The sequence below is a fragment of the Microcoleus sp. S1D4 genome, from assembly GCF_036700765.1.
In the GTDB taxonomy this organism is placed as follows: domain Bacteria; phylum Cyanobacteriota; class Cyanobacteriia; order Cyanobacteriales; family Microcoleaceae; genus Microcoleus.
In genome coordinates this window covers 221282-235887 of sequence record NZ_JAUBPP010000005.1, presented here as the reverse complement: position 1 = coordinate 235887, position 14606 = coordinate 221282, and the positions used below count along the sequence as shown (strand labels likewise).

The 14606-nt window shown below is 45.3% G+C and carries 16 protein-coding genes, 1 tRNA gene and 1 pseudogene; 13 read left to right on the top strand and 5 right to left on the bottom strand.

Going from position 1 to position 14606, the window contains the following annotated elements; genetic code table 11:
• Nucleotides 1–476 precede the first annotated feature (476 nt).
• The gene (locus tag QT998_RS08090) at nucleotides 477–1202 is read right to left on the bottom strand and encodes a DUF3120 domain-containing protein (protein ID WP_333093019.1); all 726 of its coding nucleotides are present in this window, start codon (nucleotides 1200–1202) and stop codon (nucleotides 477–479) included.
• Nucleotides 1195–1779, bottom strand: coding sequence for a hypothetical protein (locus tag QT998_RS08085; RefSeq protein WP_333118531.1), 585 nt, complete (start codon nucleotides 1777–1779; stop codon nucleotides 1195–1197). The genes QT998_RS08090 and QT998_RS08085 overlap by 8 nt, the downstream gene beginning before the upstream one ends.
• Before the next feature lie 338 nt (nucleotides 1780–2117).
• On the opposite strand from QT998_RS08085, the gene QT998_RS08080 reads away from it, so the two are divergent.
• The 6 genes from QT998_RS08080 to QT998_RS08055 all read left to right on the top strand — a co-directional run bounded on the left by QT998_RS08080 (nucleotide 2118) and on the right by QT998_RS08055 (nucleotide 4490).
• Nucleotides 2118–3311 carry a ferrochelatase gene (locus tag QT998_RS08080; protein WP_333093017.1) on the top strand — a complete coding sequence of 398 codons (1194 nt, stop codon included), beginning with the start codon at nucleotides 2118–2120 and terminating at the stop codon, nucleotides 3309–3311.
• A 91-nt stretch (nucleotides 3312–3402) separates the two neighbouring features.
• Nucleotides 3403–3531 (top strand): hypothetical protein, encoded by a 129-nt coding sequence (locus tag QT998_RS08075; protein WP_333118530.1) that lies wholly within the window; start codon nucleotides 3403–3405, stop codon nucleotides 3529–3531.
• Between the two features lie 100 nt (nucleotides 3532–3631).
• Entirely contained in the window at nucleotides 3632–3757 is a 126-nt protein-coding gene (locus QT998_RS08070; protein ID WP_333093016.1) for a hypothetical protein, read from the top strand.
• A gap of 26 nt (nucleotides 3758–3783) precedes the next feature.
• Nucleotides 3784–4095 carry a DUF433 domain-containing protein gene (locus QT998_RS08065; RefSeq protein ID WP_194063589.1) on the top strand — a complete coding sequence of 104 codons (312 nt, stop codon included), beginning with the start codon at nucleotides 3784–3786 and terminating at the stop codon, nucleotides 4093–4095.
• Between the two features lie 6 nt (nucleotides 4096–4101).
• Entirely contained in the window at nucleotides 4102–4230 is a 129-nt protein-coding gene (locus QT998_RS08060) for a hypothetical protein (protein WP_333093014.1), read from the top strand.
• 26 nt (nucleotides 4231–4256) lie between these two features.
• Complete coding sequence (locus tag QT998_RS08055) at nucleotides 4257–4490, top strand: hypothetical protein (protein WP_333093013.1); 234 nt, start codon at nucleotides 4257–4259, stop codon at nucleotides 4488–4490.
• A gap of 123 nt (nucleotides 4491–4613) precedes the next feature.
• Here the strand turns inward: QT998_RS08055 and QT998_RS08050 are convergent, their stop codons facing one another.
• Nucleotides 4614–5765, bottom strand: coding sequence for an aminotransferase class V-fold PLP-dependent enzyme (locus QT998_RS08050; protein WP_333093012.1), 1152 nt, complete (start codon nucleotides 5763–5765; stop codon nucleotides 4614–4616).
• A gap of 224 nt (nucleotides 5766–5989) precedes the next feature.
• Between QT998_RS08050 and QT998_RS08045 the strand changes: the two genes are divergently transcribed.
• The 5 genes from QT998_RS08045 (at nucleotide 5990) to QT998_RS08025 (ending at nucleotide 10639) form a co-directional block, all read left to right on the top strand.
• Nucleotides 5990–7849, top strand: coding sequence for a TM0106 family RecB-like putative nuclease (locus tag QT998_RS08045; RefSeq protein ID WP_333118528.1), 1860 nt, complete (start codon nucleotides 5990–5992; stop codon nucleotides 7847–7849).
• Nucleotides 7850–7915: 66 nt separating this feature from the next.
• Entirely contained in the window at nucleotides 7916–9043 is a 1128-nt protein-coding gene (locus QT998_RS08040; RefSeq protein ID WP_333118526.1) for an esterase-like activity of phytase family protein, read from the top strand.
• Nucleotides 9044–9099: 56 nt separating this feature from the next.
• A tRNA-Asp gene (locus QT998_RS08035) sits at nucleotides 9100–9173 on the top strand.
• Nucleotides 9174–9336: 163 nt separating this feature from the next.
• A complete protein-coding gene (locus tag QT998_RS08030) occupies nucleotides 9337–10002 on the top strand; it encodes a Uma2 family endonuclease (protein ID WP_333118524.1) in 666 nt (221 codons plus the stop codon).
• A gap of 43 nt (nucleotides 10003–10045) precedes the next feature.
• Nucleotides 10046–10639 carry a nucleotidyltransferase family protein gene (locus tag QT998_RS08025; protein WP_333093008.1) on the top strand — a complete coding sequence of 198 codons (594 nt, stop codon included), beginning with the start codon at nucleotides 10046–10048 and terminating at the stop codon, nucleotides 10637–10639.
• 152 nt (nucleotides 10640–10791) lie between these two features.
• On the opposite strand, the gene QT998_RS08020 is transcribed toward QT998_RS08025, so the two are convergent.
• Entirely contained in the window at nucleotides 10792–11001 is a 210-nt protein-coding gene (locus tag QT998_RS08020; RefSeq protein WP_333093007.1) for a hypothetical protein, read from the bottom strand.
• A 119-nt stretch (nucleotides 11002–11120) separates the two neighbouring features.
• Nucleotides 11121–11597: a thiol-disulfide oxidoreductase DCC family protein gene (locus QT998_RS08015; protein WP_333093006.1), complete on the bottom strand. Its 477-nt coding sequence runs from the start codon at nucleotides 11595–11597 to the stop codon at nucleotides 11121–11123.
• 324 nt (nucleotides 11598–11921) lie between these two features.
• Here QT998_RS08015 and gltX point away from each other — a divergent pair.
• A pseudogene (gene gltX / locus QT998_RS08010) lies at nucleotides 11922–13343 on the top strand (glutamate--tRNA ligase); the annotation flags it as partial.
• Nucleotides 13344–13709: 366 nt separating this feature from the next.
• Entirely contained in the window at nucleotides 13710–14144 is a 435-nt protein-coding gene (locus tag QT998_RS08005; RefSeq protein WP_333093038.1) for a CAAD domain-containing protein, read from the top strand.
• The last annotated feature ends 462 nt before the right edge of the window (nucleotides 14145–14606 follow it).

Sequence of the window (14606 nt, the reverse complement as noted above, 5' to 3'; positions counted from 1 at the left end):
ATTTTAGATTTTAGATTTTAGATTTTAACTCATCGTTCTGCCTGACAGGGCATATCTAGACGTTCTGCCGACCTTTTTGCCTGGTAGCGAGTAGTCCTACAAATCACTTAAAGATTGCTTTAGGAGCGATCGGGCGATCGCCTCTGAGGCGAGCATAACTCATATCATGCAAGCAGGAAAAGATTAAAAGAAAATTTACTGTCAAAAAAATCAATAGATTAGAAGCAGTTAGATTGGCTGGTGGACTGTAAAAATCAGCGGTTAATCGGCAATCCGAGCAATCCCGATCAAACTGTGACTTCGATCGAGCGAACAGTCAAAATCGGTTTGTTGTGAATCGACCGGACACGATATCGATCCACCCACATCTGCGGTCAAAAATACCCAAAAATCTCAAGTCAAAATTAATAGACAAACCAGACAAACGAACTATCAAAAAATCAGCGTCAATCCGCCCACATCAGCGGTCAAAAATCTCAAACAGCAGAAGCAGCCAGCCAAAACAAACCATCTACCAAAAGCGTGCTCAAAACAGCACCGCTGAAGGCGCGCCAGTGCAATTGTGCGTCGCGCAAACTCAATAAACCCACGGTTAGCAATACAGCAATTAAAAGTAGAGCGCAGCCTATGCCCCAAGGAGTGTCAATTTGCCCGATCGCACTTTGAAAAATCGGCATAGCGAATTCCGGTTCTGCGTACATAACTTTCCGCCAGTAAGGCATCAACCCAGTCAAATAAAAATATAAATCAGTAATTGCAGTACCAAATAGCGAGCCCAAGTAAAAATAGCTGCCCACTTTTCCCCAAGATTTGTTCAAGCACCAAATAGCAAAAGGCAACCCAATTGCTTCTATAGGTAGATGTAAAATAGGTTCCCATCTAAACCAGCCCCAATAGATGGAACCAGCCAGCCAACATCCGGCAAATCCTAATAATAAATCTCCCCAAAGTTGGGTCTTGGGGCGAAAAATTAGCACTAAACTGAGGACGAACCAGGGAATTGTGGAAAGCAAGCTGATGGTGGGATACAAGCGAACTAAGGGTGCTTGCACGAAGACGGGAATTGAGACTAAAAATGCTGAGGCACAAAATATTAGCCACTGTTTGATGCTGTTTTTTCTGTCTGAAGAAAGAGGATTTTCTAGACTAGAAACCGTGACAATAGGTGGGATAGCCGATGATACTAAATTAAAATTAAACAACTGATTGGACTCCGTACTGTTTCAATAGGTGGACTAAAAAATTGGCTGCAGTTGTGGGTTTTGCGGTTTCAATACCGGCTCGGTTTTGGCTGAGGTGCCAGCCTTTGGCGGTTTGGGGATCTTGCCATAAATCTAAATGTGCGAGCGCCGGATCTGCATAAAAGCTGTCTCCACCGCTGCCGAGAATGGCTGAACTCCAGTGCGTGAAGCGATCGTGGCTGAGCCTGTGGATGGGAAAATTGCCCCCTAGGGCTACTCCCCAGCCGTCTAGGGCAAAAAATGCCCCGACTTGGCCGCCTAGTTGCTGCCACATCAAAGCCGCCCCGATCGCCCCGGCTACTCCTGCCGAAAAGCTCACAAATACTAAACTTTCTCCGGTCAACTCTTGACTGCACAAAAAGTGAAAAATGTCAAGCGCTGAAAAAGGCGGGTGTTTATGAGCGGGAAAAATCTTGACAGGGTAAGATGTTTGGGTATTTTGCCGAGGATTGTCTGGTTCCCACACCTCCGAAAGTCCCGCTAGGAAGCGATCGGTTAGTTTTGGGTCGTGAACTCCCGGACAAATTACCAGTCTCATCGTGCTTCACTAAAATTAATTATCAGCTTAACATAACTTTACTTAATTGTACACCCTAACTAATTATATGCTATCCAGGGGGATAGGGTGTTAAACTAATAACAGAGTCGAGTTTGAAGAGTATCCCCCCACAATAAACGCTGGGAACGCTCCGAAACACCGAAATTGGAGGCAAGGTGAGGAAGTCTTAAGAAAACATAAAACTTAACGCTAGCCGAAACCCCTGGCGGACTACGGGATAATGGGGATATCCGGGCAGTCGAGAAACCAGATTTTTTTCGCAATTCTGGTTCATCCTGGCTGCGACTCTTAAAAAAATTCAAATTGAGGAATACAAAGTGGTTGCTTCTCCAGAAAAAATTGAGTTAAAAACATCTGCTGCACCCGCAAGTAACGATCGCGTTGCTGTATTGCTGATGGGTTACGGCGAAGTCGAAAGCTACGACGATTTTGCCAACTACAACGAACAAGCTTTAAATTTACTTACCGCCAAATTCGCGCCGGTACCGACTTGGATTTATCCGCCGCTGGCGAAGATTTTAGCAATTTTTGACTTGCACGAGTGGAGTCACCAACACGGTCAATTTGTTTCGCCGCACAATGCTATTTTTGAACAGCAGCGCGCCGGAATTGAAAAGAATTTGCAGGAAAAATGGGGCGATAAAGTAAAAGTTTTTAAAGCTTTTAACTTTTGCGCGCCGTTTTTGCCGGAACAAGTAATTGCCGAAATTAAATCGGAAGGATTTGATAAAATCCTGATTTATCCGCTGTTGGTAGTTGATTCTATTTTCACTAGCGGCATTGCAGTGGAACAGGTGAATAATGCTTTAGTCAAAACCACTGACGGCGGCGAACATTGGGTAAAAGGACAGCGCTACATTCCTTCTTTTTACGATGAACCGGCTTACATTCAGCTAATGGCTGATATGGTGGAAGAGGAAATTAAGAACGATTTGGCTGTGGCGCATTTGCCTTCTCAGATTGGGATTGTGCTGATGAATCACGGTTGTCCGCACAAGGCGAAGGGTTTTACTTCGGGTATTGTGGAAAGTCAGGCTTTGTACGATCGCGTGCGGGAACGTTTGATGTATCGCTATCCTTTGATTTCGGTGGGTTGGCTGAACCATGACACGCCGCTGATTGAATGGACTCAGCCGGATGCGACGTTGGCTGCGAAGAATTTGATTGATTTGGGTGCAACTGCGATCGTGTTTATGCCGATCGGATTTGCGACGGAAAATCACGAAACTTTGTTAGATGTTGATCATGTTATTGAGTCTTTGCAGAAGCAGCGTCAAGGAGTAACTTACCGCAAATTGCCTTGCGTGAACGATCGTCCTGAGTTCTTGAAAATGGCGGCGGAGTGGGCAAATCCGCAGATTGAAGCGTTATTGAGTGAGACGGCTGTGGCGGTGAATCCGAGTTTGTCTGCACACGGCGAGCACAGTCATTCTCATGGAGATCACGGTCATTCTCATGGGGGCCATTCTCACGGGCACGGACATTCTCACGATCACGGCCATTCTCATTAATTAGGATCGGAGAAACCGGGTTTTTGCGAGAATACTGCGTTGAAGACGACAGATTAAGTAAAAACCCGGTTTCTTTTGTTTGAGTGGGTAAATGGAGATTGATTTAGGTGAAAAAGGCGATCGACTTTTGGTGTTTTTGGCTGAAATGGCGATCGGCTTTTTTATCAGCAGGTGTCAATTCTTAGAAATCACGCAACATCCCGCAGAGATATTGCGCTAAAATACAAACTAAAGTTTTACCAAAATTTGAAAAATCGAGAAAAGCTTAAACTTAACTACCGGCCAATCTGCAATTCTCTTAGAAAACGGAACTTGTATTAATGACATCCCACACCTTAAACTTACCCCTTCAGCTACAACAAGAAGCTGAAAAATTGGCGGCACTCCAAAGCATTTCGCTCGATCGATTTATTCTCTGGGCTGTACCGGAAAAAGTCGCTGTCTAAACGGCTATTGCATCGGGATATCGATTATGACCCTCAAAGAACAACTTCTCCAAACCATTGAAACACTGCCTGATGACTTGCTAGCACAAACGCTGCAATTCGTCCAAACCCTTCAACATCCCATTCACAAAACTCCAGGAATTTGTGGCGGTGCAGCGCGAATTCGCGATACTCGCATTCCCGTCTGGACGATTATCGCCTACCAACAACAGGGCGCAACTGAAGCCGAACTTCTTTATAATTATCCAGGAATTACCCTTCAAGATTTACAAGCGGTTGCGAATTATTACGATCGCAACCGAGAAGAAATCGAGCTGTGGCTTGCTGAAAATGAATAACTGCTAATGCTAAAGTTTTACTCAAATGAAAATTTTCCGATCGCAACAGTGGATTTACTGCGATCGCGTGGCTATGATGTTTTGACATCCTATGAAGCCAGACAAGCCAAAAAAATCCAGACGATCGAGTCTTGAAGTACGCGACAAATGTAGGGCCCATAGTGATTGCAGAAAATCGTCAAGATTTTATCAATCTCCACTTGACAACCTCAAATCATGCAGGAATTGTAATTTGTAAAGCCGATCGAGATTATGCAGGCAAAGTGCAGGTACTCCACGACTTTTTCACTCAAGAGAAACAGCCAATGGACAATCGTCTGCTTCGGGTGATGAAACAGAATCTTAAAGGTAGACTCCAGACATTTATACTTCAGGAATACCCAAAATCTTCTTAATAATAATTGTTCAAGCCACAGCATAACCAATATACGGACTTAAGGGCGATCGGCTCAACCACTTTGTATTGTGCGTTGCTGTGAGATTTTTCAACTATTTGAAATAGCTAAGGGCGAGACACCCTACAGTATCGCGATCGCCCCAACCAACTTATCAATCTCCGCCTCAGTTGTAAAATAGTGAACGCAAGCCCGCACGCAATCAGGATTCAGAATTGTCCTCACCATAATTCCCTGTTTCTCCAACAAATCAACTAACTGCTTGTGCGGCATCTTATTCATCAATCTAAACGAAACTAAACCAGCTTCCGGTGCAGATGTTCGCAAGCATTCCACATCGGGAAGTTCCGACAAACATTCCCAGAGATACTTGCTCAAACGGCAAATTTCTGCATACCTTTCCTCAACAGTTCCCCATTCATGCTGAAGGGCGATCGCACTCCGCAAACCCCCATACAAAGGATAAGCCGAAGTCGCAATCTCGTAGCGCTGCGATCCAGACTTCCATCCAAGCACTTTAGCATTAGCATCCGTCACAATTCCCCGCCAACCGATAAACACCGGATGCAAATCTGCCAAAGCTTCCGCACTCACATAAAGCCCCCCCAAACCTTCCGGGCCGCACCACCATTTATGACCGGTAAAAGCATAAAAGTCAACCCCAGAGTCAATCAAATTCAAAGGCAAAACCCCCACAGATTGAGCCGCATCAACTAATACTTTGACTTTTGTTTGATGACATACTTTCACAATCTCAGCCAGAGGCAAAACTTGGCCAGTATTCCACAAAATGTGACTGATAACCAACAAGCGAGTATTTGGCCGCAAACTATCAGCAATCACCGCCACCGGATCACCTTCATTCAAAGTTGCCGCCAACGGACAAATCGAAACCTCAATGTTGAAACGGCGCTGAAGTTCCATTACACTAGCTACAATGCCCGGATGTTCGCAATCAGAAATCAGCAAATGGTCGCCTGCTTTCCAATCAATGCCCCACAGCGCAATATTGCAGCCGACGGTGACATCCTCAGTCATGGCGATGGTTTCAGGAGGTACTGTCAACTCAGATGCGATCGCCCGTCGCGTCAGCATCGCCTCCTGAACCACCCAAGCCCCCACCTCCCCCGAAAACGGCCCTCCAAGCTGCACCCGCTTGTAAGCCTCATAAATCGCCTCTAAAGCAGACTCAGGCAGTGGCCCTTGTCCGCCGTAGTTAAAATAAGCTTTATTGGCCAAAGCTGGAAATTGTTGTCGGTGATTGTCCTTTGTCATTTTTTCTGGGGAATTATTGATAGCGTTAATATTGAATAAGTAGGTGGGAACAAATAAACATTCGATGGGTTGGGCTTATTTTGCCTCGATCAACAGGCTGCTACTATAGATTTTCAGCTAAACCCGCCCCTACAATACTATATTGTTTTTTTGGCAATGAACTACAACTGAACCCGTGAGTTCTATACCTTTTCCCTAATACTCTATGCCCTTGCGAATACTAAATGTTAATAACTGACAAACTGCTACTTTCCTATCAACGATGCAATCTCCGAGCGTTTTTAGACACCTGCGGAGACTGGAAACAACTAGATCCCCCCAGCGACTTTTTGCTGAAACTGATGCGCGACAGCGCCGCATACCAGCAGCAGGTTTTGGAACACGAGACTTACCAACAACCATATTATCCTAGAGGGGATTGGGAAGCTGGCGCGGCCGCTACATTGAGTTTAATGCAGCAAGGGGTCGATCGCATTTACCGAGGAGTTCTAATCCAAGGCGAATTGGGCCAAACCAACGGTAAATTAACTTCTCTGGTAGGAATTGACGGTCAATATTTCTCAGATATGGGGGAAGTTTCCCAAACTAATATTCATCTTTCATCCTCCACTCCGCAGTCTTCAAATATTACCCTCGTCAGCCGCCCGCATTTATTAATCAAACAGCCAGGACAATCCAAATTTGGCGATTGGAGTTACGTTACTGCCGATATTTGGCTCAGCAAGCGACCAAAACTAGACTATCAAATTATTGCAGCTTTTCACGCCCGAATATTAGCTACCGTGCAGGGAAAAACCCCCGAATCTGCGTGGCTAATGCTGCGAAAAAAAGGGTTTTGGGAAGTGAATCTCGATCAGCGAAATCCTCAGATGTTCGAGATATTAGATCACTGCATTCAGATGATAGAAAATCGGGATAAACCAGAGGTGTTCATTTCCCGGCAAAAGTGCAATCTTTGCGGTTGGTATACTACTTGTCATGGGGAAGCAGAATCTATTAAACATCTTTCGCTATTACCCGGAGTTACTGCCGGACGCTATGCTAGACTAAAAACTCTCGAAATTACTGATGTAGAAGCTCTCGCTAATGCTAGTTCCGCACTGCTTGCTGAGTATCCCGAATTCCCCGACAGAGTTGCTTTTGATGTGGTGCAGCAAGCTCGATCTCACTTGCTAAATCAACCGCTGTTGCGGGAAGAAGGAAGTTCGGCAACGAGCAATGTACGGGATGTAACGGATGTCAGGAAGAAGGAAGAAGGAAGAAGGGAAGAAGGAAGAAGGGAAGAAGGAAGGCACGACACGGATTTTGACACGGATACACGGATTAACGATCGAGAAGAAGGTAGAAGTGAGAATTCAGAAGAACTTAACTCATCTGAAATAGTACCAGATATTGTAGACAATATCTTGAATGACATCGCGGTTGAGGAAGTAAAAATTAGAGAAAATAAACCTGCCACATCTTCTATACCTGCGCCACTTCTCCGCAATAAACCAATTCCCTATTCCCAATCTGTCTTTTTGCCGATCGCCCCAATCGAACTCTACTTTGACATTGAAGCGGAACCCGAGTTAAACTTGGATTACCTCCACGGAGTCTTAGTTGTCGATAGGTACAATAAAACTGAAAAATTCCACGGTTTTCTGGCAGAATCAGCAGCAGAGGAAGGTGCAATTTGGGAGCAATTTTTAGAATTAATGTGGGCTTATCCTATTGCTCCGATTTTCCACTTTTGCGATTACGAAGTCAAGACTTTTAAACGCCTAGCTAAACTTTACAATACTCCAGCTTATTTGTGGAAACCAGTGCTGAAACGGTTTGTAGATATTCACAAACAAGTGACGCAACAAGCTATTATGCCGGTGGAAAGTTACGCACTCAAACCAATAGCCCGCTGGTTGGGTTTTGACTGGCGGGATGCTAAGGCTAATGGGGCTCAGTGTGTCTGTTGGTACGATGATTGGCTCAAAACTGGCGATCGATCGCTCTTGGAGGCGATCGTCCGCTACAATGAGGACGACTGTCGCGCTACTTATGTGGTTAAAGATTGGTTGACTAATTTTTTGCTAAATCAGAAACAGTGATTTTATGATTAAACGAACCGCGAAGGCGCAAAGGGCGCGAAGTTAGAAAGAGAAGAAGATAGTAAGATGCGAAAGTCAGCAAAAATAATTATATTTATTTCCTGTTTTTTGATAGCAGCAATTGTGGCAATTTTGATAAATTTGTCAGTCCAATCTTTCGCCCTTACCAAAATAGATTTTATTGGCAGAGCAATATTTCCTACTGGTTCTCCGTTTCAGGGGACGGAGATTGGCGGACTTTCGGGGATTACTTACGATGCCGAAAAACAAGTTTATTATGCCATTTCGGATGACCGCAGCAGCAAGAGTCCGGCGCGTTTCTATACTCTCAAAATAAATTTGAAATCGGGTAAATTGGAAAAAGACAACATTGAATTTACTGGTGTCACTACTTTATTAGATGAAAAGGGCGAAAGTTTTCCGAGTTTAAGTTTAGATCCAGAGGGGATAGCTTTTGCGGGCAATAGCGTGTTTGTTTCTTCGGAGGGAGATGTCGATCGCCAAATCAATCCTTTCATCAAAGAATTCTCCCTCGACGGTAAACTGCTCAAAACGCTGCCAATTCCCGATCTATTTTTGCCCGATGACAAAGGCACTAAAGGCATCCGCAACAATCGATCGTTTGAAAGTTTAACTTTAACGCCCGATCGCCAATATCTATTCACCGCCACCGAAAACGCTATGGTACAGGATGGCGATGTACCTTCTCTGGAAAAAGGCAGTCCGTGCCGGATTTTGCGCTACGATGCGTTAAGCGGCAATCCAGATGCCTCCTTTGCCTACATCACCGAACCGCTACCCCCTGGTGCAAATCCTGTGGGAAAATTCACTACCAACGGTTTAGCGGATTTGTTGGCGATCGACGACAAGCGCTTGCTGAGTTTAGAGCGTGCTTTCTCCCTGGAAACCGGCGTTACTGTTAGGCTATTTGAGGTTTCTTTGGAAAAAGCCGATCGCACAGAAGGGATAGAAAGCCTCAAAAGCAGTCGGGACGAGGTTTCTCCCGCTCAAAAACGGCTGTTGCTGGATTTGGAAACCCTAAAAATTCCCCTAGACAACATTGAGGGGTTGACATTCGGCCCGGAGTTGGCAGATGGTAGCAGAGGTCTGATTTTGGTCAGCGACAACAACTTCAGTCCCCTGCAAGAGACTCAAATTTTGGGCTTCCAAATAAAAGTTCAAAAAACCTCTTGACAAAAGGTGAAGTTATAGGCATAATAGAAATTGTGCCTGAAGAAAAGGCAAAACGAGGGACAGTAGTTCAATTGGTTAGAGCACCGCCCTGTCACGGCGGAAGTTGCGGGTTCGAGCCCCGTCTGTCCCGTTCTCTCGTAAATAGAAAGTTTAAACCTTTCATAAATCTCTTTCTAAATAGAGTTTGTTTGTAGTCAGGGCTTCATTGCTCCTGCGGAGAAAAAATGACTAAAGTCCTGACTGCGAATCTTATGCTCTTTAGATAGCCAGAGATGATTAAGGAGTGGGAAAATATGCTCGTTACGCCCATTAAGCCGTCACCGGAAACAACTACACAACGGGTAGTATTATCTAATATCAGTTGGCAGACTTACGAAAGCTTATTAGCAGAAGCGGGTGACAAGAGATCCTCGCGATTTTCTTATTCTCAAGGAGTCTTAGAAATTATCATGCCATCAGACTTGCATGAAACTGTTAACTGCTTGCTAAAACAGTTTGTGACTACTTTAAGTGACGAATTAAAATTGAAACGTAAGGGATTTGGCTCAACAACTCTTAACCGTGAAGATTTAAAACAAGGTGCAGAACCAGATTCGTGTTTTTATATCCAAAATGTCGTTCGCATTCGCGGCAGAAGAATTAACTTATCAACTGACCCGCCACCAGATTTAATCATTGAAGTAGATCTCACCAGTCCATCTACTAATCGGTTTGTTATCTACAAAAGCCTTGGAGTTCCTGAAATATGGAGATATCTTGGAGAGACTGTACAATTTGTTCAACTTCAGAATGGAGAATATGTAATCTGTGAATACAGCAATACTTTTCCGATTGTTTCTGCGGAGATAATCAATCAATTTTTGCAGATGGCGCAGACGGAGGATGATATGACGATAATTGATGCTTTGCGAGTATGGGTGAGAGAGAAATTGCGATCGCCCGAAGCAACTGAGCAATAATACTTAACTAAATTTAACTAATTTTAATTGAGGAATCTGCTAAATGTTAGACACAAGCGTTATTTTACAGGAAGTTGAACTTTTTTTTATGCAGCAAGGTAAGGTGTATGAAGCACTCCAAAACATTACTCAAAGTTTGTCGAGAGCAGGCATTGACTATGCAGTAATTGGTGGCATGGCCCTTGTGATTCACGGCTATATCAGAACTACTCAAGACGTAGATTTGTTACTGACACCACAAGGGTTGGATTCCTTTCGATCGATTTTGCTCGGTCGTGGATTTGTGCCTGCCTTTGCTGGTGCTACTAAAATGTTTAAGGATGTGAAGACAGGAGTGTCTGTTGAGATTATCACAACCGGAGAGTTCCCTGGAGATGGGAAACCTAAATCAGTTAGTTTCCCTAACCCGGCAGCCGTAGCTGTTGAAAAAGACGGCATTAAAGTCGTTCGATTGGTTACACTGATTGAACTGAAGTTGTCATCAGGTTTGAGCGGTCGCGGTCGATTGAAAGATTTGGCGGATGTACAAGAATTGATTAAAGCTCTGAGTTTGCCTGCGGAATTAGCACAGGAGCTCGATCGCTCTGTCCAAGAAGAATATTCCCGATTGTGGCTCGATGTTCAGCCTGATGGTTGAGATTAATTGAGTTTCTATTGATATCGTTTCCGGTAGCGTCGGAATGATTTAACCACAGAGAGCGCAGAGAACGCAGAGGGAGAGAATACAGAGATGAATAATTCCGATGCTACCGGATTTGATATGATTGGACGATCGACTCCAAGCAGCGCTCAAAGGTGTGGAATAATAAAAGGTCGGGCGATCTGATATGTCAAAACCAGGACGATCGGCACTAGGATCGGAATAGCAACCAACAATCCCCATTTGCCAAATCTCAACTTTTGGCCGTCCGATTTGAACAGGACAATCACAGCGATAATTCCCATGACTACCCAGAGGCCGCCAAAGCCCATGAAGACTGTATATCCTGCATCTTGCATTGTTTTTACCTGCTTTCGATCAATTAATCTTTAATGTTAGTTGCAGTTGGTTCCTGCTGAAATCTGCAAATCGGTCGATCGCACTTACTAATATCGCACTTACTAATAATGACTCATTTTCAGTTAGAACGGCAGCGGCCTTGAACTTCGCACTCAACCCGCGCAGTTCGATCGCTCATAATACTTGCTAAATCCTGCCTTCCCGTCAACCTCAGCCGCCAATCTGCCCAAATTCCGTACAGCCAATTAGCGATCGCCCCAAAAACCGGTAATTTAGTAACAGCATAAATCCATCCCATTCCCAAAATCTCATAAATACGGCGAAAAACCTCCACATTTTTAACCGTCGTACCGTCGGGTAACACCGCGTGAATCCGGCCCATCGCCGTTTCGTAGTCAACTCCGCCGTGGGCTTCCGGGTTGTAGCCATCCTCCGCGATATCCACAAACGACACCAAACCTCGCCCTGCATCCCGTTTCTTCAAAAAATTCACCTCTCGCACGCACAGCGGGCATTCAGCGTCGTACAGCAACTCGATTTGCCAAGAGGGCTTAACCTCAACAGATTCGGAAAACTCGGTTTTAGCAGCAGACATAGGGAAATATGTTTTAAGAGCGATCGCACCCAAACATTTTACAAGAATTTTCTGGTAGCCCTACGACATTTATTATTTGTGCTTTGAAAATAGTCCCAAAGGTGAATTCAGTCTAGGCCGCCCGCAATGCTAATATCATCAAGATGCCCTTTGCCCAGTTGCCGGAGACTTTCGCCGACAGTCGAATATCAAACAATTCCAGGCCGAGCACCAGCCAAGCACAACTGTTAATTCGGCAACAAAATATAATAAAATTTTAAAGTCTCAAACATCCGCGATTCCCCCAACCAGCAAATCAACCCCAATCTAAAAGCAAAAATATACATGAATGTCAGAGTCCGTCTAGCCCCCAGTCCCACCGGAAACCTCCACATCGGTACCGCCAGAACCGCCGTATTTAACTGGCTGTTTGCCCGCAACCAAGGCGGCCAATTCATCCTGCGGGTAGAAGACACAGATGTCGAACGCTCTAAAAGCGAATACACCGATAACATCCTCGAAGGACTGACATGGCTGGGGATGAACTGGGATGAAGGCCCGAGTTTTCAGTCCGAGCGTCTGGAAATATACCGCCAAGCAGTCCAAACCCTTCTAGACAATGGACTCGCCTACCGCTGCTACACCACGTCGGAAGAACTCGACGAAATGCGGGAAGCACAAAAAGCCAACAAACAAGCCCCCCGCTACGACAACCGCCACCGCAACTTGACAAGCAAAGAGCGCGCAGCTTTTGAAGGCGAAGGGCGACAAGCTGTGATTCGGTTTATCATTGACGACGATCGCACAATTTCTTGGAACGACATGGTGCGCGACACCGTAACCTGGAAAGGTAGCGACCTCGGCGGCGACATGGTAATTGCCAGAGCATCCAGCGGCGGCGTCATCGGCCAACCACTCTACAACCTCGCCGTAGTTGTCGATGACATCGACATGGCCATCACCCACGTCATCCGCGGCGAAGATCACATCGGCAATACTCCCAAACAAATATTGCTCTACGAAGCTTTGGGCGCGACAATCCCAGAATTTGCCCACACGCCGCTGATTTTAAACTCCCAAGGGCAAAAGCTTTCTAAACGCGACGGCGTAACCTCGATTTCTGACTTCAAAGATATGGGCTACCTCCCCGAAGCTTTAGTCAATTACATGACTTTGCTCGGTTGGACTCCGCCGGATTCAACGCAGGAAATATTTACACTGTCCGAAGCTGCAGAATTATTTACATTCTATCGAGTCAACAAAGCTGGTGCAAAATTTGACTGGGACAAACTCAACTGGCTCAACAGTCAATATCTCCACAAAATGCCAGTACCGCAATTGACAGATTTGCTGATACCTTATTGGCAGAAAGCCGGTTATGAGTTTGACACCGAGGCAGACCGCCCCTGGCTCGAACAAATAGCTGCTTTAATCGGCCCTAGTCTCGTTCGCTTAACCGATGCTGTCGATATGTGCAAGTTGTTCTTCTCTCCCACTGTGGAATACGAAGAAGAAGCACTCGCACAGTTGCAGCAGCCAGGGGCTGCAGAGGCTTTACAAGCAGTTCTAGAAGTTCTGGAAAGTCATGCCACCCTGCAGTCAGCCGAAGCTCAGAAAATCACTAAAAAGCTCAGTAAAGAGAAAAATCTGAACAAAGGGCTAATTATGCGATCGCTCAGAGCCGCTCTGACAGGTGCAATGCACGGCCCCGACCTGATAGAATCTTGGGTAATCCTTCACCAGCGCGGGACAGCGAAAACCCGCTTGCTTGAGGCCATTAGCAACTTGAATTTGCCCGCTGTTGGTGTCGCGGCCGAAACTCCTACCCCAGAACAACCAAACGCAGAAACAGTCGCCGAAACTTCTGTCGCACAACACCCAGCAGCGGAAGTTTCACCAGCCGAAATACCGACTTCAGCACCAGAGGTTTCAGCAGTCGAAATATCGGCTCCTGAAGCAGTGGCGGCAGAAGTTACAGCAGTCGAAATACCGACTTCAGAAACAGGCGAAGTGTCGGCTCTAGAACCAACCGACGGGGAGGTTGCAGCAGTCGAAATACCGGCTCTTGAAACAGTCGCAGCAGCAGTTGAAATACCTGCCGCCAACCAGCAAAAAACTATTGCGAGTGGAGAAATGACTTCATCAAACGAACCAGAAAAAACAATTATCATCACCGAAATTCCTGCTGAAAATGAAGCAGACAGTTCGAGCGGTACCACACAAGTCATAATTACCGAAGAACCGCCAAGTCAGACCCAGCAGATCAAAGAACAAATTATCTCAATTTTGTCGGAGTTTCCCGCTTACATCGGTAGCTTTTACGAGCAGTACAAAAGCCCCCTGACAGTTGTCGGTGTAATTTTAGCCTCGATTGTTTCTTTGAAAGTGCTTTTGGGCATAGTAGACGAACTCAATGACATCCCCCTGCTAGCACCCACATTTGAGCTAATCGGTATCGGATACACCGCATGGTTTGTCTACCGCTATTTGTTGCGCTCTTCCAACCGCCAACAATTAGGTCAAGAAATTCAAGCTTTGAAAGAACAAATTTTTGGCAAAAAGTCCTAAACTTTTGCTGGTAATTTGTTGAATTTGTGCCCGACATTGACAACTTTTTATGAGTTGTTAGTGTCGGATTTTTTCATGACTGTTAACTGTTGACTGTTCACTAATAACTGTTGACTGTTAACTGTTGACTGTTAACTGTTAACTGTTGACTGTTGACTGTTGACTGTTGACTGTTGACTAATGCTTTCGGGCCAACTAACAACTGAGGGCCCGCACGCACCATCCACCGCCCCTACCAACTAACAACTAACAACTAACAACTAACAACTAATATCGTTTCCGCTGGCATCGGAATGATTTAACCGGCGCTAGAACACAGAGTACACAGAGTCCGAGAATATATATCTGAATCATTCCGATGCAACCGGATTTGATATAACAACTCACAACTCACAACTCACAACTCACAACTCACAACTCACAACTCACAACTCACAACTCACAACTCACAACTCACAACTC